24 protein-coding genes and 1 pseudogene are annotated in these 26,045 nt (G+C 41.4%); 14 read left to right on the forward strand and 11 right to left on the reverse strand.

Annotated elements, in window-relative coordinates; translation table 11 throughout:
- Window positions 1–23: 23 nt before the first annotated feature.
- The 8 genes from HKX40_RS00610 to HKX40_RS00645 all read right to left on the reverse strand — a co-directional run bounded on the left by HKX40_RS00610 (window position 24) and on the right by HKX40_RS00645 (window position 9,505).
- Entirely contained in the window at window positions 24–2,090 is a 2,067-nt protein-coding gene (locus HKX40_RS00610; protein ID WP_171587629.1) for a hypothetical protein, read from the reverse strand.
- A 156-nt stretch (window positions 2,091–2,246) separates the two neighbouring features.
- Window positions 2,247–2,942, reverse strand: a complete 696-nt coding sequence (locus HKX40_RS00615) for a hypothetical protein (RefSeq protein ID WP_171587630.1) — start codon at window positions 2,940–2,942, stop codon at window positions 2,247–2,249.
- Window positions 2,939–3,835: a hypothetical protein gene (locus HKX40_RS00620; protein ID WP_171587631.1), complete on the reverse strand. Its 897-nt coding sequence runs from the start codon at window positions 3,833–3,835 to the stop codon at window positions 2,939–2,941. The genes HKX40_RS00615 and HKX40_RS00620 overlap by 4 nt, the downstream gene beginning before the upstream one ends.
- A gap of 102 nt (window positions 3,836–3,937) precedes the next feature.
- A complete protein-coding gene (locus HKX40_RS00625; protein ID WP_171587632.1) occupies window positions 3,938–5,377 on the reverse strand; it encodes a GTPase/DUF3482 domain-containing protein in 1,440 nt (479 codons plus the stop codon).
- A 29-nt stretch (window positions 5,378–5,406) separates the two neighbouring features.
- The gene (locus HKX40_RS00630) at window positions 5,407–6,828 is read right to left on the reverse strand and encodes a DUF2868 domain-containing protein (RefSeq protein ID WP_171587633.1); all 1,422 of its coding nucleotides are present in this window, start codon (window positions 6,826–6,828) and stop codon (window positions 5,407–5,409) included.
- A 6-nt stretch (window positions 6,829–6,834) separates the two neighbouring features.
- Entirely contained in the window at window positions 6,835–7,722 is an 888-nt protein-coding gene (locus tag HKX40_RS00635) for an EamA family transporter (RefSeq protein ID WP_171587634.1), read from the reverse strand.
- Between the two features lie 11 nt (window positions 7,723–7,733).
- Window positions 7,734–8,654: a LysO family transporter gene (locus tag HKX40_RS00640; RefSeq protein WP_171587635.1), complete on the reverse strand. Its 921-nt coding sequence runs from the start codon at window positions 8,652–8,654 to the stop codon at window positions 7,734–7,736.
- A gap of 224 nt (window positions 8,655–8,878) precedes the next feature.
- Window positions 8,879–9,505: a GNAT family N-acetyltransferase gene (locus HKX40_RS00645; protein WP_216605120.1), complete on the reverse strand. Its 627-nt coding sequence runs from the start codon at window positions 9,503–9,505 to the stop codon at window positions 8,879–8,881.
- A 114-nt stretch (window positions 9,506–9,619) separates the two neighbouring features.
- Between HKX40_RS00645 and HKX40_RS00650 the strand changes: the two genes are divergently transcribed.
- The 5 genes from HKX40_RS00650 (at window position 9,620) to HKX40_RS00670 (ending at window position 13,804) form a co-directional block, all read left to right on the forward strand.
- Complete coding sequence (locus HKX40_RS00650) at window positions 9,620–10,405, forward strand: transporter substrate-binding domain-containing protein (protein WP_246233492.1); 786 nt, start codon at window positions 9,620–9,622, stop codon at window positions 10,403–10,405.
- Between the two features lie 179 nt (window positions 10,406–10,584).
- Window positions 10,585–11,274: an ABC transporter permease gene (locus HKX40_RS00655; RefSeq protein ID WP_171587637.1), complete on the forward strand. Its 690-nt coding sequence runs from the start codon at window positions 10,585–10,587 to the stop codon at window positions 11,272–11,274.
- Between the two features lie 17 nt (window positions 11,275–11,291).
- The gene (gene hisM / locus HKX40_RS00660; protein ID WP_171587813.1) at window positions 11,292–12,005 is read left to right on the forward strand and encodes a histidine ABC transporter permease HisM; all 714 of its coding nucleotides are present in this window, start codon (window positions 11,292–11,294) and stop codon (window positions 12,003–12,005) included.
- Window positions 12,006–12,014: 9 nt separating this feature from the next.
- On the forward strand, window positions 12,015–12,779 hold the full coding sequence (locus HKX40_RS00665) for an ABC transporter ATP-binding protein (protein WP_171587638.1): 765 nt from the start codon (window positions 12,015–12,017) through the stop codon (window positions 12,777–12,779).
- A 191-nt stretch (window positions 12,780–12,970) separates the two neighbouring features.
- Entirely contained in the window at window positions 12,971–13,804 is an 834-nt protein-coding gene (locus HKX40_RS00670) for a sulfite exporter TauE/SafE family protein (RefSeq protein WP_171587639.1), read from the forward strand.
- Here HKX40_RS00670 and HKX40_RS00675 read toward each other — a convergent pair.
- Window positions 13,772–14,746, reverse strand: coding sequence for a DUF3025 domain-containing protein (locus HKX40_RS00675; RefSeq protein ID WP_171587640.1), 975 nt, complete (start codon window positions 14,744–14,746; stop codon window positions 13,772–13,774). The genes HKX40_RS00670 and HKX40_RS00675 overlap by 33 nt on opposite strands.
- A gap of 7 nt (window positions 14,747–14,753) precedes the next feature.
- The gene (locus HKX40_RS00680) at window positions 14,754–15,251 is read right to left on the reverse strand and encodes a CreA family protein (protein WP_171587641.1); all 498 of its coding nucleotides are present in this window, start codon (window positions 15,249–15,251) and stop codon (window positions 14,754–14,756) included.
- A 338-nt stretch (window positions 15,252–15,589) separates the two neighbouring features.
- On the opposite strand from HKX40_RS00680, the gene HKX40_RS00685 reads away from it, so the two are divergent.
- From HKX40_RS00685 to sstT, 5 genes are all read left to right on the forward strand, one after another.
- Entirely contained in the window at window positions 15,590–15,982 is a 393-nt protein-coding gene (locus tag HKX40_RS00685; protein ID WP_171587814.1) for an RNA-binding S4 domain-containing protein, read from the forward strand.
- A gap of 28 nt (window positions 15,983–16,010) precedes the next feature.
- Entirely contained in the window at window positions 16,011–16,457 is a 447-nt protein-coding gene (locus HKX40_RS00690; RefSeq protein WP_171587642.1) for a hypothetical protein, read from the forward strand.
- 106 nt (window positions 16,458–16,563) lie between these two features.
- Complete coding sequence (locus HKX40_RS00695; protein WP_171587643.1) at window positions 16,564–17,517, forward strand: AEC family transporter; 954 nt, start codon at window positions 16,564–16,566, stop codon at window positions 17,515–17,517.
- Window positions 17,518–17,859: 342 nt separating this feature from the next.
- The gene (locus tag HKX40_RS00700) at window positions 17,860–19,215 is read left to right on the forward strand and encodes an alanine/glycine:cation symporter family protein (protein ID WP_171587644.1); all 1,356 of its coding nucleotides are present in this window, start codon (window positions 17,860–17,862) and stop codon (window positions 19,213–19,215) included.
- A gap of 98 nt (window positions 19,216–19,313) precedes the next feature.
- On the forward strand, window positions 19,314–20,531 hold the full coding sequence (gene sstT / locus HKX40_RS00705; protein WP_171587645.1) for a serine/threonine transporter SstT: 1,218 nt from the start codon (window positions 19,314–19,316) through the stop codon (window positions 20,529–20,531).
- A gap of 90 nt (window positions 20,532–20,621) precedes the next feature.
- Here sstT and ubiA read toward each other — a convergent pair whose 3' ends face one another.
- On the reverse strand, window positions 20,622–21,533 hold the full coding sequence (ubiA, locus tag HKX40_RS00710; RefSeq protein ID WP_171587646.1) for a 4-hydroxybenzoate octaprenyltransferase: 912 nt from the start codon (window positions 21,531–21,533) through the stop codon (window positions 20,622–20,624).
- A 415-nt stretch (window positions 21,534–21,948) separates the two neighbouring features.
- Here ubiA and HKX40_RS00715 point away from each other — a divergent pair, with 415 nt between their 5' ends.
- The 4 genes and pseudogenes from HKX40_RS00715 (at window position 21,949) to aspS (ending at window position 26,029) form a co-directional block, all read left to right on the forward strand.
- Entirely contained in the window at window positions 21,949–22,434 is a 486-nt protein-coding gene (locus HKX40_RS00715) for a GAF domain-containing protein (RefSeq protein ID WP_171587647.1), read from the forward strand.
- A gap of 25 nt (window positions 22,435–22,459) precedes the next feature.
- Complete coding sequence (locus tag HKX40_RS00720) at window positions 22,460–23,749, forward strand: putative Na+/H+ antiporter (protein ID WP_171587648.1); 1,290 nt, start codon at window positions 22,460–22,462, stop codon at window positions 23,747–23,749.
- Between the two features lie 170 nt (window positions 23,750–23,919).
- A pseudogene (locus HKX40_RS00725) lies at window positions 23,920–24,138 on the forward strand (FmdB family zinc ribbon protein); the annotation flags it as partial.
- A 94-nt stretch (window positions 24,139–24,232) separates the two neighbouring features.
- A complete protein-coding gene (aspS, locus tag HKX40_RS00730; RefSeq protein ID WP_171587650.1) occupies window positions 24,233–26,029 on the forward strand; it encodes an aspartate--tRNA ligase in 1,797 nt (598 codons plus the stop codon).
- Window positions 26,030–26,045: the final 16 nt, after the last annotated feature.

A 26,045-nucleotide genomic window follows, 5' to 3' on the forward strand; every position in this document is an offset into this window, starting at 1 on the left:
ACATAACCTTAACAATCACCCAATTAGGCTTTAAATTTAGCTTTAAATTTATCAATTTGAATTTTCATAAACCCATTATTAAAGGGGGTTAGATTTTTCACCATGCTGTAGCAGCGTAGAATGGTTTGTGCATCGTGTCCTTTGTAGGGTTTCATGTGTTGTTCAGAAAGTTTTTCCAATCCGTCCCAATCCACCAAACATGGATGTTGCTTGGTAATTTCATTTTTCTTCTTACTACTTTCATCTTTTTCATCATAAGGAAGTAAAGACCAACCATGAAGGTAATGAAATGCGTTCCAGCGTTTCTTTTCTACTTTAGCAAGCTTCTCAAGGTGTGCTATTCCAAGGTGGTCATAAATTTCTTTACTGCCCTCAATGCTATTCCACGCATCTTGTTTGCCGTGGGTGTACCAGTTTTTAAGGGTACGTATCTGCTCGTCGGAATGCTCAATCACTGTATCTGACCATAACTGGTTAATCACGGCTAATTTAAGCAACTGGTGTTCAGCTTGGAAAAAATTTGAACTTTGCGTAAAAAAGCTCAATGTATTCCATTGCTCTTCGGGAGTTTTTTTATCATTGTTATACCCATTCACCTCGTTATAGTCTGCATTCGCTATCTTTGCCATTTCATTAATCGGCTCTTGTACGATAAATTCGTAGGACATAATTTCTGTGATATGTCCAAAGAAATGGACTTGATAAGATTGGCCTCCACTTAAACCAGTTGCTTTTTGATAAATATCTGAACAACCATTGGTAATCACATTAGGAGACAACTGATCGACATAGATAAAAATCTGCTGACCTTGGGTGGCTTCGGGTATCTGTTGATGTAATTCAAAAGCAAAATTTCGCAAAATGGCATTCGCGTAAAAAAGGTTTTGCTGTGCATCATCATGAGCAAAAATAATCTGATGATATTTCATTAATAATGTCTTATTGGTGTAAAACTCATCAATGGCTTTAAACTCAATAAGCCAGTAATCTTTTAGTGTTTCACCTGCTGGTGCGGCTCTGAATAATTTAGGATACTGAATATAGAAATCATCTTCTGATTGTTTAGGATCGGTGCTAAAAATCGTTAATTGCAATGGTTGTCCATTGTAAAAATGCCCTAAATTGAGAATTCTATGAATAATCTGTAAACCTAATTGATTAGCACCCACAACGCAAATACGTAATGAGTGTCTTTTTTCTTCATCTGGAGTATTCTCTGGATCAGAGGTAATCGTATCTACATTTCCTCCTAGCTGATGCGTTAAAAATAAACAACGCGCCACGTTGGTATAAATATTAAAAGGGCGGATAGTTAATTCTTTGCGTTGATTCTTAGAGGAAATTAACTGTAAGTTCTCGGTATGTTGTAGATGAATATGTGCCGTAATCGTTTTTTCGACAGGGCTAACTTGCAATGCGCTTAATCTTTCCAACATGGCTAAATTCTGCAAGTCGTTATCAGATAGTAAGAAAATACGGCTGACTTTTTTGTTTTTTAGGAATTGTGAGTGCAAGGGGTCTTCTTCAATAGCAATCACGTTCATAAAGCCTTTGCCTCGCACGGCTGACTCTTTGATTTGGTTAAGCAAGTGAGGCTGCTCATGCTCAAAAATAACGAGCAAGTCTACCCGATTGCCATCACTCACTTTTTTATCTGCATTTTTAGCAAAAATATCTTCGCATAGCGTTGTACCATGTTTGCCCAACCCACAAATCACCACGATATTAGGCTTTTTAGAGGGAGGGAAAAACGCAAGATGATAAGTAATCCAATCATGAAATGGTTTAATGATGATGGATAGAGCGGTCAATCCTAAGCCTAATGGCATTAACCATAAGCAGAGCAGTAATAAGCCATTAAAATCCTTGTTTTCAGTACCAAAGTTACCAAACATAAAGGCGACGGTTTCATAAAGTAAGCTCTGCGGTGAACTTTGGGATCGCAAAGACAAACCCAGCATCGCCATAAAGAAAATCTGCGCATTGATAAAAAGTAGCTTATGCTGCTTTAGTTTTGTCTTGAAGGGTTCGACAAAATAATACAGTAATACAACCAGTAATATTTCTAATACTAAAAGAACTAATGACACAATACCTATCCTCCAAAAATTAGGTGTGCTATTAACCGCACTATACTAGATAGATATTACAGGAAAGAGACAAATTAATGAAAAAAATGTAGGATTATCTAACAAATTGCTTGGTGATTATTAAATTGCAAACTCAACTTCTCTAGTTTCGTAGGATTATCTTAAATATTGAGCCACAAGTTCAGGCATATATCCCTTTTGCATAAGAGCTGGCTGATTTTCTAGACCCAAGCGCTCGTAAACCTCTCCACCTATCCCGTCTAGTACTATGCCATTCTTCTCTCTAGTAGAGTCAATCGCAAATGTTTGGAACTTGAATTTTTTCGATATAGCCTCAGGAAAGTTTCGCTTCAAATTTTCTTCACTTTCCTTGTACATGACAGGGGCAGCAATGATAATATCGGAAATGCTATCGATATTAAGAGAATCTAATAAAGCAATCAAATTAGTACGGATAACGCAACTACCTGACACAATAGATTTGAGAATGACGACTCGTGAGCAACCATCAAAGCCATTCTGGATAAACCTCTGAGTGATAGGAGCCACACTTGAGCCATTAGGTAATGAGTAGTGGTGATTCCAAAAAATGGCTAACTTATAGTCTATCCCATACTCTTTAAGAGCATTGATATAGCCTGTTACCAGATAATCTGCATCCTCAGACGTAGCGACGATAAGGACTTTTTCATGAGATGCTGTTGCAAAAGGCAATCGCTTTCCTAGCTCACAACCCAAATAAGTCATTATTCTTCGATAAGACTCTACAGATGTACTTCTATCTGCTATTTCCGATAACCACGTTTGAACATCATCAGTGGCAAACTCAGTGAACTCTCGCGGATATGTCATAGTGACCCCCTACTACCAGAGGATAAAATAGCCAATTCAGTCAAAACCTTTATGATGTCTGGCATAGTGCTCGACGCTTGCAGTTTTGCTAGATTGTCAGCTTCCTCTAACGCTTTAATCAAAGTAGCACTCAGGGTAACCATCATCTCACCACACACAATCACCCCATTAGCTATCTTGCAACCCCGTGCTTCCAAAACTTCAACAACTTCTGCAGACAAATCCACATCAGCAATACTTATTGAAAATATATCGGGTTTAGACGATTTTAACACGTCTTCCCACCATTCTGACAAATTCTTTCTAAATTCTATACCGTCGTTATAAGGAGCTAACAACAATCGACAAGCAGTCTCATGCTGTGCAGAATCTGGACAAACTTGTTGTATAAGCATTTCTAAATTAGATTCTGGATTTTTTAATGCACTAAACCAATTTTCATGGCTAGGATAGTACCTGCAATCAACCGATATATTAGCTGGAATTTTATGCTTATTTTTCTCTACCGTTGCTTTATCGCTGCATACTAATATACTTTTTCCTTCTACTTTATGATACTTCTCATCCAACTTTGCTTGCAAATCAAATCTAATTTCAAGTTCCTCATTCCATGCTCCCTTAGTTGATGAGTTTTTAAGTTGATAATTGATGCGTTTGCCTTCTAAGATGACAGTCAAATCATCTACTGTAGCCCCCTCACTGTTAGAAAAAATAATCCCTTCTTGTTCCTTTTGACTAAATTGAGTAGAGTAGCTCAACAATTCATGTAAAGTAAATGACTTCTCATAAAAGTCTCCTTTCTTATGATTGTGATCTCCTTGGCAAATATTACGCAACAAACGAATTTCATTATCAGAGAATCCGTGGTCTTCTAAATCTGTATCACTGTACATACCTTAGTCCTCATGTATTCTGCTCAGAGTTTAACAAAAGATTTGAATTCTCAAAAGACAAAAACATGACAAATACATCCCTAGCACGATTTTCACAATCCCCTACATCCTCAAAAACCTCATCAACTCCGTCAGGCTTTTTTCCCTCTCATTATCCTCTTCAAATGTTTTATTCAACTTTGACCATTCAGGATGAGCGCGTGCTTGATTAATCGGCTCTGGCATACTGCCTTCTTGCCATTGTTTAATAGTAGATTGCTCAAGACGCACTACTTCTTGTGCGGCATGGCCTCGATGCTCTAGGGCATCAATCAGTTGCAGACCTCTCAAACCTAGTAAGCGAATCACCGCGTCGTCTACACCTAATTCCTCATAACCTTGGATTTTGCCAAGCAGGCGTTTACCCCATTTATCCATGCCTTGCCATACACTGCCCACAACCCCTCCAAGCAAGGCGGCTGCACCTAAACTTAATCCCCCTGTAAACACATCCACAGCCGCACCAGCCATAGCACCTGCAGCAAAGCCTTTGCCCACATGAATACCCATGTCTACAAGTGCATCGGGATTAAATAAATCCATACCCCAACGCTCCCCTTCAATAGGTAAGGACTGTTCAGGGTAATCTGCCGCAGAAAAACGATAATGCTTAAGTAAATCTTTAATAAATTGATTCTCTCGACCTCTCACCTGATTTTGAACAGAGTGCCACTGACGTTGCAAAGCTTCACTTTCTGTCTGGCTACTTACCTTAAATGCTGCTATATCAATTAGCATATCTGCTAGTAAGTGTAACGCCATCTTTTTACGTAACTCACGTTGTTGGCGGATGTTTTGTGCTAACTGCTCAAGGGCTTGTGAATGCTTGTCTAAGACCAGAGCTAATTTTTGATATAACTGTGCCTGCCCATCAATGGCGGGTGCAACGGTATCAAATTCGATGCTCATGTGAATACCTAAACGAGCCAAGGTTTCTCGCCATTCTTGTAGATAGTTATTTTCGCTATGGATAAAATTTAAAATTGCAATCAAGGGCTTTCCACAACGAGCGAGAATTGCTAATTCATCTTTGTGTTTGGCTAATATAGGGTCACGAATGTCGACAACGTATAATCCAGCATCGCTCACCAACATTTGTCGTAACACTCTAGCCTCTTGTTCAAAACGCCCTTTACTCTCGGGCGAGTCTAAAAAAGCTTCAATGCTGTCAGGACCATCAAGGCGTTGCTGGTGATAGTGGCTAAGCTGATCAAGATAATCGTATAAGCCAATACCATCCTCTAAACCTGGAGTGTCATATAGTTCAATGGCGGATTGTGCATTGACTTGTATACGCGCTCCTTCTACATGGCGAGTTGTGCCAGGAGCGTTTTGAATCTCACCAAAAGACCTATCTTCCAGCAGTGTTCTTAATAAAGAGGTTTTCCCTGTATTAGTATGCCCCACCACGGCTAAGCGTAGGTTGGCATGAGGTTTTATAGACTCATGTATGCTCTTGGCAGCGGTGAGAAGGCTTTCTTGAGGAGTGTGACTGTTATTCATGAGTGATGGTTGCAATAATTTTTATTCAGTTATTGTACTGTATCAGAGGGTGGTTGTAACCATGCGCTTAGTTGTTGGGGGTGATACCAAACAATCTCAGATGGCATCCCCATATCCCTTAATGATTGTTGCCACAATGCCAAGCGATTATTGTGCTTATCGGCATTGAGCAGGTAGATAGCTGTTTGTTGGGCATATTGGCTAATATCACGAATAAAGTAGGCGACTCCTCTATCAGGTGTTTGAGTACTATCACAAATAATCAACAACTGATCAATAGGATGTTGATTGAGTCGGGCGAGTAAGTGGTGACGCTCTTCTCTGGATTCGATATGGGTGATGGTTTGCTGTGATAGGAGAGAAGGTAATAGCATCTCTGGCGGTAAATCAATACTGACTATCAGACTATCTTGTTGTGAGGACAACATGGCATCATTGCGTGTTTCTGCTGAAGAATGATTGGTTTGCTGGAGTTTAGGCAACACATAATCGGGTTGAGGACTGTCGGGTTGAATCATCTCATAGGGTTGTAAACGTTTTATCAGGGCAAGGTAGCTAGTACTGTGGGTATTTAACTGTGTTTTCGAAAGGGTAGTACGCGCTTTGAAGAAGCATCCTAAAAAAGCGATAAGGCGTACTAAAACTCCCCAGATAACTAATTGCCCAGTCAACCATACCGACCAGATTTTGTGAGCATCAGGATTGAGTGCAATATGGTTGCTACTCTGTGCTACTAGTTCAGCATCTGGCATAGGAAAGCCTAAAATAGCAGGGATAAAACCCAAAAAGTGGGTGATAGCAACAAAGGCATTGGTAGATAAAATCGTAGTTTCCCAGCTAAAACTAAACTGTTTACCTGCCAATAGGGCGAGCCATGTAATCGTGGCGACACATAAAGTAATTAACCAAAATCCATGTGAAATAGTGCTGACTATCCAACGCATTCCCCCTTGTTGATTGCTTGTGGTAATAAACGATTGCATTGCCAATAAGGCATCATCACTACGTGCCATTTTACGACTTAACCAGAGCCAGCTTTTGCCAAGTAGGCTTTGCTGTTGCCAAGAGGCAAAAAAAGATAGCAACCATAGCAAGAATGTTATTCCATGTAATCCGAGTAATGCCACTAGCGCTAATAAAATATTAACGTGCTTTTGTTGATTATCTAATGCGCCGAAAGCTAATCCACAGCCTGTACAGATTGCCAATAACGCTAATAACCACAGAGCTACACGGGCTGCTTGCCCCCACTGTTGAATAACAGGGAGTAAACCATCACGTTGCGCTAACATCTGTGCACGGCGGATAACTTGGTAGTCAGTATCGTTGTGATGTGCCTTATCTGCAAGCAAAGATGCCATTACAGCCTGATCTTCAATCGGCCCATAGTGTGTTTCTTTTTGTTCTATAGCGGTGGCGACCCATAGGTCTTTAAATGGAAATCTGGACATGAAAGATTATTTCTGGTGACGCAAAAATTTGAGAATTTTAAACCAGAATACATTAACACATAATGCTAATAATACAAAGGCTGCTCCTAACCACTGTACCCATGTGAAATGCTCGTCAAAAGCAATACTGTTAGAAGCAAAACCAATAATGGGAATTAATAGCGTTAGTGGGGCAATTAGGGATACAGGGCGACGAGAAAGTAATTTTCCCCACAACACATAACCTACAAAAGTAGAGATATAAGCACCGTAAGCAATACCAATCCAGGCTTTATATGTCATGTGTTCGTAGCCGTGGAGAATGTATTCAGGACCATCAATAATAAAGCTAGCTGCCGCAAAAGCTGGTAAAGAGAATAGACTTCCCCATACCACAAGGCTAATCATATTAACCCCAGGCATCATTTTGATGGTGATATTACCCGTTGCCCAGAAAAAAGCACCTGCAATGACAGATAAAATCCCTGCTATTGGGAGAGCTGTCTCTGTGCTGGCGCCTTCAATGATTAGCACGATTCCAATAGCCGCAATAATGAAGGCGACAAAGATACCAAAGGGAATTTTTTCTTTAAAGTACGATGCAGAGAGTATTACAGTAAAAAATACTTGGATTTGTAATAGCAACGAAGTCATACCTGCTGCTAACCCAAAAGCGATAGAGCTGAGCATAAAGCTAAATTGCAGAAAGTTAATCGTCAATCCATAAGCTAGTACTGTTTTCCAGGGAGCTTTGGGGAATTTAACAAAAAACACAGCAGGAAAGGCAACGAGCACAAAACGCCAAAAACCGAACAATAAGGGAGGAATCTCGAACAATGCAAGTTTACTCACCAAAAAATTCATGCCCCACGCAAAAATGGTAATCAGGGCAAGTATCCAGTCTAAGAGAGGCACGGCTTTTCCCTTTATTTATCAAAAAGACTTAATAAGAATCCTAACCAAAACGGAGCTATCAAACTTAATAATACCCCGATATATAAGGCTAAAGGGATATAGTGATTGCTGGCTGCTTTTTTAATAATGGGCAAAGTCGTATCCATCGCTGTTGCACCTGCCACGGCTACAGAAGCGTTGGGCGATTTGGCCCCCAAGAAAAACAGCACAATAATAGAAAATAGTTCACGGAATAAGTCAGTGAGCAGTGCAACAGCGCCGTAGTACTCATTGAGTTTGGCTGATACCATAACCCCAGAGAGTGAGAACCAGCCAAAGCCGCCAGAGAATACGAGTCCATGGCGGATATCCATACCCATTAGCCATGCGATAGCAACTCCTGCAACAGAGGACGCTAGCATAATAGGGATTGGCATTAGTAATATACTAGGTCTGAGGGCCTTAAAATTCATCGGGGCATTGATAATATCCACGCCGATAATAAATAGCAAGATATAAAGAAATACCGTGGTAGATGGCATAAATGAAGTGTTCCAGCCAAGGTAAATCAGTAATTGGGCACCACAAGCACCAAGGATAATAGCTAGAAAGGCACAGGCACACTCCATCAGTACATGGGCAATGCCTAGATTAGAGGCTTGTTCTTGTTGCTGTACACGGTGCTTGGTATCATAAAGAAAATGAATGACAATCCATACTGTGCAGCTAATGCCGATGGAAAAGATGGTGGCTAATTTAAGAACATCTGCGACGCTTTTTAGGTTATTAAGCTCTAAGCCAAAGAAATAACCAATTGCAAATAGAAGTACCCAGACAAATGGACCAAGGGTACGAGCAATCATTTGAGAGAAAGGTTTAGGGAGAAATCGTCCTGCTACCATACCAATTAATACTGCAAGACAAATGGGCAAGAGCGAAATAAGAATATCCATGAAACAACAATCAAAAGGAATACAATCGAAAAGAGTGGTATTTTTAACCGGTAAAGAATCAATATATTAATAGATAAGCACACTCTTTTGTTAGTTTTAGAAAAAAGCTCATCAGATAGGTGCTGGTGGTAAACACGGTTGAAATTTCGTGCTCTTGTGCGAGAGAAATCTAGTGTTTTATCACCAGCAAGACCAATTAGCTATGCGAGTGTTTAATCAGTCAACTATCCAACACTAAGTAGCTTGTCCAGCTTTTCCTTTAATTGACTTTTGCAACCGTTTAACCACTCTTCACGTGTCATGCTATAGACCACACTATCCCGCAATGTGCCATCTCTACGAAGCATATCCCCTCGAATTACTCCGTCTTTTTTGGCGCCTAAACGCTCAATGGCCGCTTGAGAGCGAGTATTAATAATGTCTGTACGCCAACCGATAGTTTGTGCTTTTAAACTCTCAAAAGCGTAAAACATCAATAGATATTTTGTTGCGGTATTTGCAAATGTACGTTGATAAGACTGTGCATACCAGGTGTAACCAATTTCTAAGCGAGCGCATTCGGGTACGATATCGTAATAACGCGTGGTGCCAATCACCTTTTTGGTGCATTCATCAATGATTGTAAAGACTAGGGATTTCCCTTGGTGTTGACTGTCTAATGCTGTTTTAATATACTCTGCCTCTTTACCAGGAGAGGGTACGGATGTGTAGACTAAATTCCATAGTTCTCCATCTGCTGCGGCACTTGCCAGTCCTGGCTCGTGGGCAGGTTTGAGGGGCTGCAATGTGATGCCAAAACCCTCTAGTTGAACAGGGTGTAATGGCATCAAAAAAGGGCTGATTTGGCTCATTGAATATCCTTTCAAATGAAATTTTAATTTTTCTAATGGTAAATCATAGTTGTGTAAAAATCTATAAGCTATATAATGAAACCTTTGGTTACCGGTAAAAAGGAGATCGGAAATATGCGTTCAGTATTATTGGCATTGGGTTTGTCATTGGGGTTTGCGGCAACAGCTTCTGCGGCAACTTATGATGAAATTAAGTTTGGCACAGAGTCTGCTTATGCTCCATTTGAGTATAAGAATGAGAAGGGTGAGTTAGTTGGTTTTGATGTGGATGTTGGTAATGCCATCTGCGAGAAACTTAAGGCTAAGTGTACTTGGGTAGAGTTGCCTTTTGACTCATTGATTCCAGCGCTAAATGCACGTAAGTTTGATATTATTCACGCCAGCCTAACACATAATAAAGAGCGTGAGAAAGTAATTAACTTCTCTGAAAATGTATACGCCATTCCTACACAGTTACTTGCTAAGAAAGGTAGTGGTGTACTCCCTACAGTAGAGTCTCTTAAAAATCTGAAAGTAGGTGTACTTCAAGGTTCTGCTCAAGAAGCCTATGCTCGTAAGATGTGGGGCAAGAAAGGTATCCGCATTGTGTCTTACCAAGAACAAGACCAAACTTTTGTTGATTTAGTGGCCGGTCGTGTGGACGTGGCTCTTCTTGAGAAACCTAACGGTATTGCCGGCTTTTTATCTAAGCCAGAAGGCAAGGACTATGAATTTGTAGGCGAGCCATTGGTCGATCCATTGCTAGCTAACGAAATTGGTATGGGTATGCGCAAGAAAGATAAACAACTCAAAGCGGATGTTGATGCAGCAATTTTGGAATTACGCAAAGAAGGTGTCATTGCTAAATTAGCTGAAAAATACTTCCAACCTGGTGAGTTAGATTTTTTAGATAAAAAATAATGCTTGCAAAGTTGTAGACAGCTTGATGCATTGCTTCTGAGCTTAATTGTTCTGAGGCAATGCATTGGGCATATTGAATAAGTCTCTGAATAGACGTCTGGGAGGGGGGTGCATGAGGAGTCTCATGTGCTTTTCGTTTGTTCTTGTCATTACCGCCTGGTAATGAGGAAGGAGCCTTTATGGGTTTTGATGGTTATACTGGACAGGTATTAGTAGGAACAGTAGAAACAGTCCAGTTGGCGGTGCTTTCTCTGTTAGTGGCTTTTTTATTAGGATTGCTAGCGGCTTTAGGCAAACTTTTTGGTAATCTATTTTTTCGTACATGGGCACAGCTTTACACGACAGTGATTCGCAGTATTCCTGATCTTGTGCTGATGTTGTTGGTCTTTTTCGGGATTCAAGAGTTTTTAAACCTTATTACAGATACTTTGGGATTAGATCAACTAGATTTAGACCCTTTTGTGACAGGGGTTCTGACGATTGGGTTTATTTACGGTGCTTATTTTGCAGAGACCTTTCGAGGGGCCTTTTTATCCGTACCACGTGGTCAATTAGAGGCGGGTAAAGCCTACGGATTTACAAATTTTCAAGTGTTTAGGCGAATTCTATTTCCGCAAATGATGCGTTTTGCATTGCCTGGAATTGGTAATAACTGGTTGGTCTTGCTCAAGGCAACGGCACTAGTGTCTATCATTGGTTTAAGCGATATTGTATTGGCAGCCCAGCAATCGGGCCGTGCGACCGGTCAGATGTTCTACTATATCCTGATGGCAGGTATGATTTATCTTGTCTTGACAAGTCTGTCTAATATCGTGTTGTGGTATCTAGAAAAGAAATACTCTGTGGGTGTTAGGGAGGCTGACCTATGAGTGAAATACTAGATAACATCCTTATGGTATTAAATGAATACTGGCAGCCATTTATTTTTTGGGATGGTACTGAGTATTCTGGTTTGGCAGTGACATTATGGGTGCTGACCTTATCATTGTTATTTGGGTTTGTTCTTGCTTTGCCACTATCTATTTTGCGTGTTTCCAAGAAGCGTTGGATTAGTGGTCCGGTTTGGGTCTTTACTTACGTGTTTAGAGGTACTCCACTTTATATTCAATTATTGCTGATTTATAGTGGGGTAATCAGTTTAGATTTTGTAAAACAAACTCCTAGCCTAAATGATTTCTTTATGAGTGGTTATAATTGCGTGGTATTGGCATTTACGCTCAATACATTGGCATACACCATAGAGATTTTTGCAGGTTATATTAAGGCGACACCACATGGAGAAATAGAAGCGGCTTATGCTTATGGTATGAGCAAGTTTACGGTTTATCGTCGTGTTGTGTTACCTTCAGCATTACGTCGTGCCCTGCCTGCCTACAGTAATGAGGTGATTTTAATGTTACATTCAACCTCTATTGCTTTTGCGGCAACGGTGCCTGATATTCTTAAGGTAGCACGTGATGCAAACTCAGCGACTTACCAAACTTTTATCTCTTACAGCATTGCTGCAGTTATTTATATGTGTGTAGCATTTATTTTGGTCGGTATTTTTAGATTAATCGAGCGTAGAGCTTTGGCTTTTTTAGCTTACGAAAAGAAATAGGGCGATTATATGTTTAAGCTAGATGTACAAGATATTCATAAATCATACGGTGACAATGAAGTACTTAAAGGGGTGTCCCTACAGGCCAAAGCGGGTGATGTTATCGCCATCATTGGTTCAAGTGGCTCTGGCAAGAGTACTTTCTTGCGTTGTATTAACTTTTTAGAGTTCCCTGACTCAGGGGTTATTACCTTGATGGGTGAGACTCTTGAGGTGCAGAAAACCCCTAAGGGTCGTGCCCGTGTGGATGAAAAGAAATTACAGTCTTTCCGTACCAAGTTAGCTATGGTATTTCAACACTTTAATCTGTGGGCACATATGACCGCACTAGAAAATGTGATTGAAGCTCCTATTCATGTTCTTGGTTTGAGCAAAGATGAGGCAGTTAAACGTGCGCGTCACTATCTGCAGAAAGTAGGTTTGCCAGAGACAGTAGAGAAGCAATATCCTTCACAGATGTCTGGCGGTCAACAGCAGCGTGTTGCGATTGCGCGTGCTTTGGCGATGGAGCCAGAAGTTATGTTGTTTGATGAGCCAACCTCTGCTCTTGACCCTGAACTGGTGGGCGAGGTGCTTAAGGTAATGCAACAGCTTGCAGAAGAAGGGCGTACTATGATTGTGGTAACTCATGAGATGGGGTTTGCCCGCAATATTGCTACTCAAGTGATGTTTTTGCATAAAGGTTGTGTGGAAGAGCAAGGTACACCTGACGAAGTGTTTAATAATACCAAGAGTCCGCGTCTACAGCAGTTCTTATCAGGAAATCTCAAGTAAGGTATTGTTTTTTTGCTTAGATTGGGAGGTTATCTCATCAGGAGAATCCTCCCAATTTTGTTTTGGCTGTTTTTTTGCAGATAAAATACAGCCAATATCTATCTAGTGCTAGTTGAGACGTATAATTGTCAATCGTACAAAGCATTGTTCCAATGCATTTCCCCCTATGATTTTAATTTAGGAAGTTCTCGATGAACCTCATTACCGTCCTTTCTTTGCTGTGTTTAGGTTGTTTTAGTGGCTTTATGGCGGGTCTACTTGGTGTGGGAGGAGGTATGATTATCGTGCCTTTTCTGACACTACTGTTTACTATGCAGCAACTCGTTGTGCCTGAATATGTTGTACACTCCGCAATTGCAACAGCGATGGCAACGATTATCTTCACCTCTATGTCCAGTATGCGTGCCCATCACAAGCGCGGAGGAGTGATTTGGTCTATCGTAGCACAATTTACGCCAGGTATTATTTTGGGAGGATTTTTATCTGGAACGGTGATTTTCCGTTGGTTGGATATGGCATGGTTATCATTGGTATTTGCCGTCTTTGTGCTTTATTCTTCCTATAACATGATGTCCAATAAGAAACCTAAACCTAGCCGCCAGCTACCTGGTTGGTTTGGTATGGTGTGTGTTGGTGTCGGCATTGGTCTTGTTTCAGGGCTAGTGGGTGCTGGTGGTGGATTCTTATCAGTCCCTTTTATGGTGTGGTCTAATGTACCTTTAAAGAAAGCGGTATCGACTTCTGCTGCGATTGGCTTTCCTATTGCAGTGGCTAATAGCATTGCTTATATTGTAGGTGGCTGGAATTTATTAGGGATGCGTGATGGCATGATTGGCTATTTATATTGGCCTGCGTTATTGGTGTTAATTGCCATGAGTATGATTTTTGCTCCGATTGGTGCGAAGTATGCGCATACACTTCCTGTGGATAAGTTAAAGAAAATTTTTGCTTGCTTGCTTTTCTTTATTGCATTGATGATGTTACGTCAATCATTACAAGAATTTGGTTTTCATTTGCCTATTTAGGGGCTGAAGAGGCGAGCGAAAAACAGTTTTGTCTTGATAGAAGTTAAGGTCTTGCACCTCTGACGACCATGTGGGAATACCGAAAATCTGTAGTGGGATATAAGGTTTTTCTTGTAAACTTTTCTCATTAAGCCAATGTGATAGATAATGGTCGAGGGCAGTAATGTCTTGAGGGGTATAGCTGTGCGGAGCATCATCAACCCCCAAAGGCATTGGTGCTACGACCTCTAGCGGAATACGAATAGCATGTGCTGTAATGGCTTTATAGGGGTTGACCAATTTTTCCAATAAAGCATGACCAAAGACCATTACTTTGCTTTGTTGCCAGAGATGGCGTAACTCTACAAAGGCCTGTAGCCAATTTTTCCGAACAAGAGCCTCCCATAAAGCATCTGGGCAGCTAATCAAGAATCCGTTTTCATCCATAATGGTGAGCCTATCACGAATTCGTCCACGCTGTGTTGAACCTAATTGCTGGATTTGTTGCTGATGCAGTTGATTAAAGACTTGCTTGGTACGGGGAAAAAGAAACCAGCATAACCCATTGAAGAAATCGTGTAGTCCATCACGGGTTGGAATTTTATGTTGCTCAAAAATAAAAGATTCATAAGCAAAATTGGTGGGTAGGCTCGACTGGGCTACAAATGATTTCCCTAACACTTGGGTGAAGTAAGCAGGGGCTATCTGGTTAAGAAAATAGGCAACTTTACCCTCGGCAGGGACATTGTGGTCATCTAGGGTTGGTTGCTTGTCTATGATAGTAAATACAGCTTGGTTGTCCGTTTGTGACGTATAGCTGGAGTGGTTTTGCTGGGTTATCTCATCTTGTGAAAGAGGCAGGCGACTGGAGGTGAGATAGGATGGTAAGTGAGTAAGGTAATCCAGCCAGCCATGCCAATAGGGGGCTTGTATATCAATGGTATGTAGTGCGGATAAGGGCATAAAGAGTTTACTTGTCTTTAAAAGGAACTAAAGGCTCTTGCCCACCCCATGAACGAATAGGTACAGTTGAGATGCTATTAAATGGGGAACCGTCAATAATCTTTTCGCTAATCACAAGATAGACAATCGTGTTATTGGGTTTATCTATCAAACGATGAACATTAAGACCTTTAAACAAAAAACTCATCTTTTGGGTGAAAATCTTTTCTTGACGAAGAGGAATGGCCTTGCCGGCTTTCAGTTGACCTGATTGGCTGCAAGATAGTGAAAAACGAGAAGGATTTTCTGCTATGCCAAACGCTCCAGAGACTCCCCCCGTTTTGGCATAGGAAAGATGGCATACCACACCATCAATATCAGGGTCCTTAAAGGATTGTACGCAAACCTTATCGTTGTTGATAACTCTCCATGTGGTGCTAACACACCCGACCTCATCAGCATGAGCTATCGGTGCTAATGAGAATAATAAAACACAAAGAGCAAAGCATTGTCGAATAAACTTCATTTTAATCCCTTAATAACTAACAATAATAATGACACTGAAATACCAGGGAGTGAAAGTCACTACTTAAGCTATCAGAAACTATACTAAATTAACCTGTAAATTTCAAAAGCATCTTAGACTGGTAAGGATAGCCAATCGTTATATGCTTCTAGTATAACCTTGATATGTTTGTTTTGTTGTTGTGTGCAAGAAAACAGTAAAGAATGGCGTGTGGTAATGAAGTTGGTCTACAATAGCACAGGTATTGGTTGAAATTTACTATGCCAGAGACTGTTGTGCTGTGCGTTATGCATGGTGTGATGGTGGTCGTTTGTTTAGTTGTAGTGTATCAAAATAAGATGAGCACATTGGAAAAAGTTCGTATTGATAAATGGTTATGGGCAGCACGTTTTTACAAAACACGTTCACTAGCAGCAGATGAAATTGGTAAGGGGCGTGTATGGATTAATGAACAGTTGTGTAAGCCAGCACGTGAAGTCAAAATTGGGGATATGGTGAAAATCCGTCAGGGATATAACGAAAAAATCGTAATTGTTCGTGGTATTAGTTCGGTACGAGGACCTGCTCCAGTAGCACAGACGCTTTATGAAGAAACACCAGAAAGTATTGCTAAGCGTGAGTTAATGCAAGAACAACGTCGACTGGCTTATGAACCAGCCGATGCTTATACCAAGGGTCGTCCAACCAAGCGAGATCGCCGTGCTTTGGAGAATTGGCGTAAGATGTTTTAAAAATGGATATGTTTTAATGAGGTTTTAGGTGAGAACATTACGATTTTCTGCAGTATTAACTGTTTTTTTCTTTACGATATTGCCTGCCGTGCTGGGGTTTATCGTAGGAGCTGTCTTTTTTGTCTATCATCTTTTGAGCCATTTGGGTGGCGAATTGAGTGTAGAGAATGCTTTTCAAACCTGGCTATTAACGGTGATGCATGGGCTTGTCATGTATGCTATCCCTAGCTTTGTATTGGGATTGGTGATGCTGTTTTTATTAGATAAGGGTATTGCCAAGGCTAGATTTTTGTTTATTAGTCTTGGTGTTGCCGTTATTATGACGATTTGGGCTATCACAACAGTGGGGTTTGTTGGGCCTGTATGGGTGGTATTTGTGGTGGCCTTTCTGGGATGGATGTTTTTCTTGCCTTGGGTGACTGTGCCAATGGAACAACGCAAAGTACCTAGGGTTTTTGATGGATTATATAAATAATAGGGATTTTTGAATAATCATAGGATATTGCCCCATTGTCAGGGAGCTATATTGATTAAGCCTTTGTTGCTTGGAAATTTTCTCTAATTTTGTGGATAGAGTAGCTATGTGGGAACATTTTCACAATGCGTTTGTTTTTGGGCTTGCAGTTACTTTGCCTAGTGTTTTGCTGTTGGTGCTTGGTTGGTATTTGCGTCGCACTAAGCAAGTGGATGTGGATTTCTGCGATAAAGCGTCAAAAATTGTTTTCCGATACTCCATGCCCGCTTTGTTATTTTTCAGTATTTACAGCAACAAATCTGATTTTGCTAGTCAATTTAAACTCGTGCTAGCTGGTGTAATAGCGAGTTTTATTTTGTTTATTGGTGCAGAAATTGTGGCTCGTTATACCATTCGCAATGCAAGCGATAAAGGGGTTTTTGTACAGGGCGTTTTCCGTGCCAATACTATGATTATGGGATTGGCGTTTATCTCCAGTGCTTATGGGCAGGAGGGGGTGGCAATGGGAGCGGTCTATGGTGGTGCTATGACATTATTGTTTAATGTCCTAGCCGTTCTGACGCTCAGTCATGGCAAAGGGGGACAGCTTTCCTTTACTTTTGTAATGAAGCAAATTTTTAAGAACCCTTTAATTTTGTCGATATTGGCTGCCCTATTGTGTAAGTTTTTAAAAGTACCTGTTTCACCTCTTTTGGCAGAAACAGGGCATTATCTTGCAGTGATTTCGCTTCCTATGGCCCTAATTTGTGCTGGGGCAACATTGAATGTCCGCACCCTACTCAAGGTCTCCGATATTGCGCTATGGTCTAGTATTGGACGTCTTGTGGTGGCACCTATTGTAGGGGTGCTATGTGGCTTAGCACTAGGGTTAGAGGGGACAGAAATGGGTGTGCTTTACCTGATGAGTGCTACTCCAGTGGCAGCAGCAAGTTATGTTATGGCCAAGGCTATGGGGAGTAACGATGTGGCAGCTGCTAATATACTTGGCATGACAACTGTTGGAGCCCTCCCTATGGCTGCACTAGGTATTACAGTGATGAGATTATTAGGCTGGATGTAGGGAAGAGGCTTAATCTATATTCAGTGAACTGCTTTATGAGTATCTTATCGTGTAGAGGTAGGTTCGCCACAGTGCTTGGTTGGTTATCTCATAATGTCATAAAGTGAATGATAAAAATGCACCAAAATAGTTCAAAACCGTATTAAATGAAATATTTTTTTGTTGCGTGGCAGCAAAAAAGACTGACAAAATACCTAGGTATTTCCCTAGTTTATGTATTTTATGGCCCTTTTTCGGACATTTCCCATCTTTTCAAAAAAATTTTCCTATGTATAATCTGAAGCAAAGAGTGCTTGTAATCATTTGAAAGCACATCTTCCGATTTTTCTTTAGGGAGCGGTTATGGAAGAAATTAATGAGTTAGTGAATATCGTTAATGGCTGGGTCTGGGGCCCGTACATGTTGGTATTCCTTGTAGGTACTGGTGTTTATTTAACATTACGTTTGGTATTTATCCAGGTGCGATTGTTGCCTTATGCCTTGAGACAGGCGTTTGGTAAACATGAAGATGGAGATGATCACGAGGGTGATGTTTCCCACTTTGGTGCCTTGATGACAGCATTATCAGCGACTATTGGTACTGGTAATATTGCCGGGGTAGCGACTGCTGTAGTGCTTGGCGGGCCTGGTGCTGTTTTCTGGATGTGGGCGAGTGCTTTCTTCGGTATGGCAACTAAGTACGCTGAAGGTATTCTTGCAGTGAAATACCGTGTCACTAACTCTAAAGGTGAGATGAGTGGTGGTCCTATGTACTACCTTGAGCGTGGTTGTAACCTTAAATGGTTAGCAATTGCTTTTGCAGTTTTTGGTACTGTGGCATCTTTTGGTATTGGTAGTTCTGTGCAATCTAACTCTGTAGCAGGTGCCTTACACGCTTCTCTTAATGTTGAGCCTTGGATTACTGGTGTAGTACTTACTATCTTCACTGGCTTGGTAGTACTTGGTGGTATTAAAGGAATTACCCGTGCAGCTTCTGTTATCGTTCCTGTGATGGCAGTAGTTTATGTACTAGGTGGTTTACTTGTCATTGGTGGTGATTTAAGTGCTGCTGGCGCAGCTGTTGAGCGTATTTTCCACGACGCTTTCACTTGGGAAGCTGGTCTTGGTGGTGCACTTGGCGGCATGATTCGTTATGGCGTGGCTCGTGGCGTGTTCTCTAATGAGGCAGGTATGGGTTCTGCTCCTATTGCGGCAGCTGCAGCAAAAACTGACCACCCTGGTCGTCAAGCGTTGGTGTCTATGACAGGTACATTCCTAGACACTATCGTGGTGTGCTCAATCACTGGTATTATTCTTGTGATGGCAATGAATAACCCTGGCTTCTTAGCAGGTGACTTGAAAGGTGCTGCATTAACTACAGCTTCTTTCAATTTCTTGTTGCCAGGTTTTGGTGGTTATATTGTGACTTTCGGTCTTGTGTTCTTTGCTTACTCTACCATTTTAGGTTGGTGCTACTATGGTGAAAAATGTGCAACTTATGTATTTGGTGAAGGCTTCTTGCACACCTACCGTATTGTATATGTAGCGACTGTAATGATGGGTACTGTGGTAAGCTTAGACTTTGTATGGAACTTGGCGGATACTTTTAATGGTCTCATGGCAATTCCTAACTTGATTGGTCTAGTATTGCTTGCTGGCGTTGTTGTAAAAGAAACTAAAGACTTCGCAGAAAAACGCAAAAAAGGTGAGCTACCCTAATGTGCTAAAATAGCATCCGCATAACCAAAACAAAAGCCAGAATTTATGTTCTGGCTTTTGGCATATTATCTATTTGTATTTTCTTAGGGAGATTACATATGAAAGTTAGTCAGTTTTTCGAGGCCTATCTTAATGGTAGCCTAGTTAAACAAGTACTTGTTGCTTTAATCGTGGGCGCTTTGTTGGGGACTTACGCACCTGAGTTTGCTCTTAAATTTGAGCTTTTGGGGAATTTCTTTGTCGGTGCATTAAAATCTGTGGCGCCGATTTTGGTATTTATTCTTGTGTTAGCGGCAATTGCTCGCCAAGAGATGGGTACCTCGTCAAATATGAAGTCCATTGTGGTGCTCTATTTATTTGGTACCTTTGCTGCTTCTGTTGTAGGTGTGGCAGCCAGTTTCTTATTTCCTACAGAATTGGCTTTACCAAACCCAGAGCAAGTAGGTAGTGCACCTACTGGGATTTTAGAAGTATTAAAAACCCTCGTTTTTAAGATGGTAGATAATCCTATCAATGCAATCGCGACAGCGAACTACATCGGTATTTTGACATGGGCTATTCTGATTGGTGCGGCTTTACGTGTGGCTTTGCCTCATACTAAGACAGCTTTTGACGATGTGGCTACTGCGATTACTAAAGTTGTTCAATGGGTGATTCGTCTTGCTCCTATTGGTGTATTTGGTATTGTTTGCTCTACTGTGGCGACTACTGGTGCAGAGGGTTTATTAAGCTATGGTCGCTTATTACTCGTGCTAGTGGGATCTATGGTATTTGTGGCTCTAGTAATGAATCCTATCATTGTATGGTTCAAGATTCGCCGCAATCCGTATCCATTAGTTTGGACTTGCTTGGCTGAGAGTGGTGTGATGGCATTCTTTACCCGTAGTTCAGCAGCTAATATCCCTGTCAATATGAATTTGGCAAAGAAATTAGGCTTATCAGAGGAAACTTACTCTGTGTCTATTCCTCTTGGAGCAACTATTAATATGGCAGGTGCAGCGATTACGATTGCAGTATTGACCTTGTCTGCCGTGCATACCTTGGGTATTCAAGTAGATTTTTCCACTGCATTATTGTTGAGTGCCTTAGCCGCATTAGGGGCATGCGGTGCGTCTGGTGTGCCAGGTGGATCTTTATTGTTGATTCCTATGGCATGCAGTCTTTTTGGTATTAGCAATGAGTATGCGTCACAAGTAGTGGCAGTAGGCTTTATTATTGGTGTGATTCAAGACTCATGCGAGACTGGGCTTAATTCATCTACCGACGTATTGTTTACCGCAGCAGCAGATATTGCTGCACGTGAACGTCGTGCCTAGTTTTTGACTTTTTGCCATTTGGGGAGGAAAGTTATTAAGTCCTTTGTGAGCATCATGCATAGCCTCTGATGCTCATCAAAGACAGAGAAATTAGAACACTCCTGCTAATGCCGCGATAACTAATAAAATGCCTGTATGAATATTGGCATTAAACAGCATATGGCTCTGTGCAGGATTGTGAATATCAAATACTTTTAACTGCCAGAACAAGTGTACAGTGACAGTTGCCATAACAAAGTAGTATGCCTTTGCCATATCCATTAACCAACCGGCAATGACCCATAGCAAAATACTGACTATATAAAAACCAATTAACCAATAAATCCCTTTATCTCCAAAACGACGGGCTGTCGATTTAAGGCCTAGACGCTCATCGTCTCGAATGTCGGTGTAGGCATACAATGTATCATAGCCAATTTGCCAGGTGAGTGCGCCTAGCCACATCAGGATGCCTGCTAGTGGCAAAGTATTGGTTGTATCTGTCCATGCCATAAGCATTCCCCAGTTAAATGCTGCACCAAGCACGGCTTGTGGCCAGTAGGTGAAACGCTTACAGAGTGGGTAAATAATGACAAGAGGTACCACCGCCAATGCTAACCAACGACTATAAGGGTTGATAAAAAATAGCAAGGATGCTGCTAAAAGTAGCTGCACAATTAAGAAAATAATTGCCTGTGAGAGTGAGACCTGCCCACTTGTCAATGGACGAAAGCGTGTACGCTCAACATGTTTATCAAAGTCTCTATCCCAAATATCATTAATCGTTGACCCGGCGCTACGCATAAGCAAAGCCCCGAGTGAAAATACAATTAAACGCCATATATTGGGCAATCCATCTGCTGCCTGAATTAATGCTGCGATACAAGGAAATAATGTCAACCACGTTCCTACGGGGCGATCTAAGCGTGCGAGACGAGCATAAGGGCCCCAAGATTTGGGTAAATAACGCTCTACCCAGTCATTGGGTTTAATATCACTTAAATCAGTGGTGTCTTGTGTCATTATCGCTCCAGTGTTTTGTGTTAATTAGTTTGATATTGTACTGATTTTTGGTGAATTTCATACCCCTTGAACGATTTTTACTGTTTAACGAGTGGAATATCCAAGAAGGTAGGGGTGTAATGGGTATTTTTAAGAGAGCTATAAAGAACCTTTGGGATATAAGAAGACATATGCCTTTAAGGTGAATTGTAAGGATGGTGAACTTCGAGTATATAATAGGGGGCGGCTTAAGGAGACCAGCTAGGCTACAAGCTGATTGTTATCGCGGTAGCCTGAGTAGGCGGAACTCCATAAATATTGATAAAACAATAGGGGATTTACGAATAGTCAATATCTTCAAAATAATGTACAGTAGACACTTGGTGTCTTAGAAATTATATTAGTGATGAGTTGACACCTTTTAGTAGGAAATTTTATGTTTGAAGTAAAACAAGCAGATGCTTCACTAAATAAAGTAGAAACTTACCAATTACTTGCCGAGCAATTGCAGGCCCTTTTGTCTGGTGAACATAACTTAATTGCTAATGCTGCCAATATGAGTGCACTGGTCTATCATCAGCTTCCTGATTTAAATTGGTGCGGCTTTTATCTCTTTGATGGAACCGAGTTGGTGTTGGGGCCTTTCCAAGGTAAGGTGGCTTGCGTGCGAATTGCTCTAAATCGTGGTGTATGTGGTACTGCTGCAAGTACCTGTCAGACACAACTAGTGCAGGATGTGCATAGCTTTCCAGGGCATATTGCTTGCGATGCAGCTTCTCAATCTGAGATTGTAGTGCCACTTATCAAGAATGGTCAACTCATTGGCGTTTGGGATGTTGATAGCCCTAAACTTGCCCGCTTTGACGAGGAAGACCGTAAAGGCATGCAAACCTTATGTGAGGTTTTTCTCGCATCGTTATAAATTGACTTACAAGAGGGAAAGAAATATGTCAAGTACCACCGAAATTATCGCTACGGTTCTGTTTTTTCTAGCGATTATCCACACTTTTTCTGTACCAGTATTTGCACGCCTGGCCCATAAAGGGGGGGTGCATGCAGGTATTTGGCATTTAATGTCGGAGGTGGAGGCTGTTTTTGGTGTATGGGCAACAGTACTTATTTTCTTCATGGCAGCGAGTTCGGGGGTAGAGTCTGCCGTCTCCTATATGGATTCGCGTAACTTTACTGAGCCACTATTTGTTTTTGTTATCATGGTGATTGCTGGAAGTCGCCCCATTATTGAACTTGTCAAGACAATTGTGCGATTGCTGGCCAAAGTGCTGCCCGTGCAAACTGAGGTGGCAACTTTTTTTATTACTTTAAGTCTTGTGCCCTTGTCTGGCTCTTTAATTACGGAGCCAGCTGCGATGACCTTGGCGGCTTTGATGCTCAAAGAGGCATTTTTTGAGCGTACAGGTAATTTGCGGTTTAAGTACCTTGTTGTAGGCGTATTGTTTGTAAATATCTCTATCGGAGGGGTGTTGACCTCATATGCAGCTCCTCCTGTCTTAATGGTGGCACAGACTTTTGGCTGGGATACTGCTTATATGGCAACCCATTTTGGGTGGCGAGCACTTCTTGCTGTGATGATTAACTCATTAGCCGTTACTTTTATCTGCCGTCGAGATTTAGTGACACATGCTGTAGGTACTGGTCATGGGATTAATGATGCTGATGGTGATGAGAGTGATATACGTCCTCCAGTGCCTTTTATTTTGATGGCAATTCATACCTTGTTCTTGGTGACTGTGGTTGTTTTTGCTCATCATGTATCTATTTTTCTGGGGGTGTTGATGCTGTTTATCGGCTTTTGTGGAGCTTATAGCCGCCATCAAGACCCTTTAATGATTAAAGAAGGGTTAATGGTAGGGTTCTTCCTCGCTGGACTCATCATTCTTGGTGGACTTCAAAAATGGTGGTTACAGGATTTATTAGCAGGTTTATCTCCTATGGCCTTGTTTTGGGGGGCGTTGTCATTGACGGCTGTGACTGATAATGCAGCATTGACTTATCTCGGTTCCTTGGTCGATGGCACAAGCGAAGTATGGCGTTATATGTTGGTTGCAGGGGCAGTGACTGGTGGTGGTTTGACGGTGATTGCTAATGCGCCTAACCCTGCTGGTTTTGCTATCTTACGCACAACTTTCCCAGCAGAGGCAATTTCCCCCAAGAATCTTATTCTTGCGGCAGCGATTCCTACTTTAGTTGCTGCTGGTCTGTTCTTGTTGCCTGTGTAGGTGTTGCTCAAATACCATGAGAAGGTCATTTTTCGTGTTTTTTAAGAATTTCTAAACGCAGATAGTATTAAAAGCGTTAAAATAATAGGTTAGATTTTATTTTGACGATTTTGAGACAATGATGTGTGCATGCATACATAATCGTCTTTTTTGTTTTAGAGAGAATTAACGTGCCTATCTACGTTTACAAATGTTCAAATTGTGGGTGCACCAAAGAGATTCTACAAAAAATGTCGGATCCCCCACTTACCCAATGTCCAGAATGTCATAAAGACACTATGGTGAAACAAGTTACTTCCGCAGGCTTTCAACTTAAAGGCACTGGCTGGTATGTGACAGATTTCCGTGGTGGCAATTCTGGTGGTAGCGGTAGTTCAGGTTCAGATAGTTAATTATTATTGGGCATTGTCTTGTTTTAATAGACAGTGCAGATGTCCTTATTCATGCGTGGGGTAGCCCACATCAAATATTCGGAGCATATTCATGACTCGTACGTGTTATACAGGTGATGTAAACCTAGAGCATTTAGACCAAACGGTAACTTTATACGGCTGGTGTCATCGCCGTCGTGACCACGGTGGTGTGATTTTCGTTGACTTGCGTGATCGCGAGGGTTTAGCACAAATTGTTTTTGACCCAGATAATCAAGAAGCGTTCAAAATTGCCGAAGGTATCCGTAATGAATACTGCTTGAAAGTTGTTGGTTTAGTACGCCGTCGTCCAGAGGGTACAGTAAACCCTGATCTTAAATCAGGTGAGATTGAGATTTTATGTCGCAGCGTAGAGGTGCTCAATCCATCTGTTACTCCTCCATTCCAATTAGATGATGAAAATCTTTCTGAGACGATTCGCCTCACACACCGTGTGATTGATTTACGTCGCCCTATGATGCAAAACAACCTCAAGTTGCGTTACCGTGTTTCTATGGCTGTGCGCAATTACTTGGATAAGTTAGGCTTCATTGATATTGAAACACCTATGTTAACTCGTTCAACACCAGAGGGTGCACGTGATTATCTTGTGCCTTCTCGAGTACATGATGGTCAGTTCTTTGCCTTACCTCAATCACCTCAATTATTTAAACAAATGTTGATGGTGGCTGGTTTTGATCGTTATTATCAAATCACAAAGTGTTTCCGTGATGAGGACTTGCGTGCAGACCGTCAACCAGAATTCACCCAAATCGACTGCGAAACCTCGTTCTTAAATGAAGTGCAAATCCGAGAAATCTTTGAAGGCATGATGCGTCATGTGTTTAAAGAGGTTAAAGGAGTGGATTTGGTTAACCCATTCCCTATTATGACTTGGGATGAGGCAATGGCTCGTTTTGGTTCTGATAAACCTGATTTACGCGTGAAGTTAGAGTTTACAGAGTTGACTGATGTGATGAAAGATGTTGAATTTAAAGTGTTCAACAGCGTTGCTAACATGGCAGGTGGCCGCATCGTGGGCTTACGTATTCCTGGTGGTGCTGAGCTTTCTCGTAAAGAAATTGACGATTACACACAATTCGTAGGTATTTATGGTGCCAAAGGTCTTGCTTACATCAAAGTTAATGATGTTGCCCAAGGGCGTGATGGTCTACAATCGCCTATTGTGAAGAATATTCATGACGCAGCTCTTGCTGAAGTAATTAAGCGTACAGGTGCTCAAAATGGCGATATTATCTTCTTTGGTGCAGATAAGGCTAAAATTGTGAATGATGCCATCGGTGCTTTACGTGTGAAACTTGGCCAAAGTGACTTTGCTAAAGCACGCAGTTTATTTGAAGAGGGATGGAAGCCTTTATGGGTAATTGATTTCCCAATGTTCGAATATGATGAGGAAGAAGGTCGCTATTCTGCTGCTCACCATCCATTCACTAGTCCAAAAGATGGTCATGAGGACTTGCTAGAGTCTCATCCAGAAAAAGCCTATGCTAAAGCCTATGATATGGTGCTTAATGGTTGGGAAGTTGGTGGCGGTTCAGTGCGTATCCACCGAGCAGATGTTCAAAGTAAGGTGTTTAGCGCATTAAATATTGGGCCAGAAGAGGCCAAAGCTAAGTTTGGTTTCTTGTTGGACGCTTTACAATATGGTGCACCTCCTCATGGCGGTCTTGCTTTTGGTCTTGACCGTATAGTAACCTTGATGACTGGTGCTGAGTCTATTCGTGATGTAATTGCTTTCCCTAAAACTCAACGTGCTCAAGACTTGCTCGTACAAGCACCATCACCAGTAGATGAGAAACAACTACGTGAGTTACATATCCGTTTGCGTAATCCAGTAGATGTGAAATAAACTTTACCTGGTTATA

Origin of the sequence: Pelistega europaea (genome assembly GCF_013133775.1) — a bacterium.
Lineage (GTDB): Bacteria > Pseudomonadota > Gammaproteobacteria > Burkholderiales > Burkholderiaceae_B > Taylorella > Taylorella europaea.

What these genes read in the sequence shown, in the direction of transcription:
- HKX40_RS00615 (WP_171587630.1), bottom strand. Translation starts at nt 2,942, where the DNA reads ATGACATATCCGCGAGAGTTCACTGAGTTTGCCACTGATGATGTTCAA.
- HKX40_RS00620 (WP_171587631.1), bottom strand. Translation starts at nt 3,835, where the DNA reads ATGTACAGTGATACAGATTTAGAAGACCACGGATTCTCTGATAATGAA.
- HKX40_RS00625 (WP_171587632.1), bottom strand. Translation starts at nt 5,377, where the DNA reads ATGAATAACAGTCACACTCCTCAAGAAAGCCTTCTCACCGCTGCCAAG.
- HKX40_RS00630 (WP_171587633.1), bottom strand. Translation starts at nt 6,828, where the DNA reads ATGTCCAGATTTCCATTTAAAGACCTATGGGTCGCCACCGCTATAGAA.
- HKX40_RS00640 (WP_171587635.1), bottom strand. Translation starts at nt 8,654, where the DNA reads ATGGATATTCTTATTTCGCTCTTGCCCATTTGTCTTGCAGTATTAATT.
- HKX40_RS00645 (WP_216605120.1), bottom strand. Translation starts at nt 9,505, where the DNA reads ATGAGCCAAATCAGCCCTTTTTTGATGCCATTACACCCTGTTCAACTA.
- HKX40_RS00650 (WP_246233492.1), top strand. Translation starts at nt 9,620, where the DNA reads ATGCGTTCAGTATTATTGGCATTGGGTTTGTCATTGGGGTTTGCGGCA.
- HKX40_RS00655 (WP_171587637.1), top strand. Translation starts at nt 10,585, where the DNA reads ATGGGTTTTGATGGTTATACTGGACAGGTATTAGTAGGAACAGTAGAA.
- HKX40_RS00665 (WP_171587638.1), top strand. Translation starts at nt 12,015, where the DNA reads ATGTTTAAGCTAGATGTACAAGATATTCATAAATCATACGGTGACAAT.
- HKX40_RS00670 (WP_171587639.1), top strand. Translation starts at nt 12,971, where the DNA reads ATGAACCTCATTACCGTCCTTTCTTTGCTGTGTTTAGGTTGTTTTAGT.
- HKX40_RS00675 (WP_171587640.1), bottom strand. Translation starts at nt 14,746, where the DNA reads ATGCCCTTATCCGCACTACATACCATTGATATACAAGCCCCCTATTGG.
- HKX40_RS00680 (WP_171587641.1), bottom strand. Translation starts at nt 15,251, where the DNA reads ATGAAGTTTATTCGACAATGCTTTGCTCTTTGTGTTTTATTATTCTCA.
- HKX40_RS00685 (WP_171587814.1), top strand. Translation starts at nt 15,590, where the DNA reads ATGAGCACATTGGAAAAAGTTCGTATTGATAAATGGTTATGGGCAGCA.
- HKX40_RS00695 (WP_171587643.1), top strand. Translation starts at nt 16,564, where the DNA reads ATGTGGGAACATTTTCACAATGCGTTTGTTTTTGGGCTTGCAGTTACT.
- HKX40_RS00700 (WP_171587644.1), top strand. Translation starts at nt 17,860, where the DNA reads ATGGAAGAAATTAATGAGTTAGTGAATATCGTTAATGGCTGGGTCTGG.
- sstT (WP_171587645.1), top strand. Translation starts at nt 19,314, where the DNA reads ATGAAAGTTAGTCAGTTTTTCGAGGCCTATCTTAATGGTAGCCTAGTT.
- ubiA (WP_171587646.1), bottom strand. Translation starts at nt 21,533, where the DNA reads ATGACACAAGACACCACTGATTTAAGTGATATTAAACCCAATGACTGG.
- HKX40_RS00715 (WP_171587647.1), top strand. Translation starts at nt 21,949, where the DNA reads ATGTTTGAAGTAAAACAAGCAGATGCTTCACTAAATAAAGTAGAAACT.
- HKX40_RS00720 (WP_171587648.1), top strand. Translation starts at nt 22,460, where the DNA reads ATGTCAAGTACCACCGAAATTATCGCTACGGTTCTGTTTTTTCTAGCG.
- aspS (WP_171587650.1), top strand. Translation starts at nt 24,233, where the DNA reads ATGACTCGTACGTGTTATACAGGTGATGTAAACCTAGAGCATTTAGAC.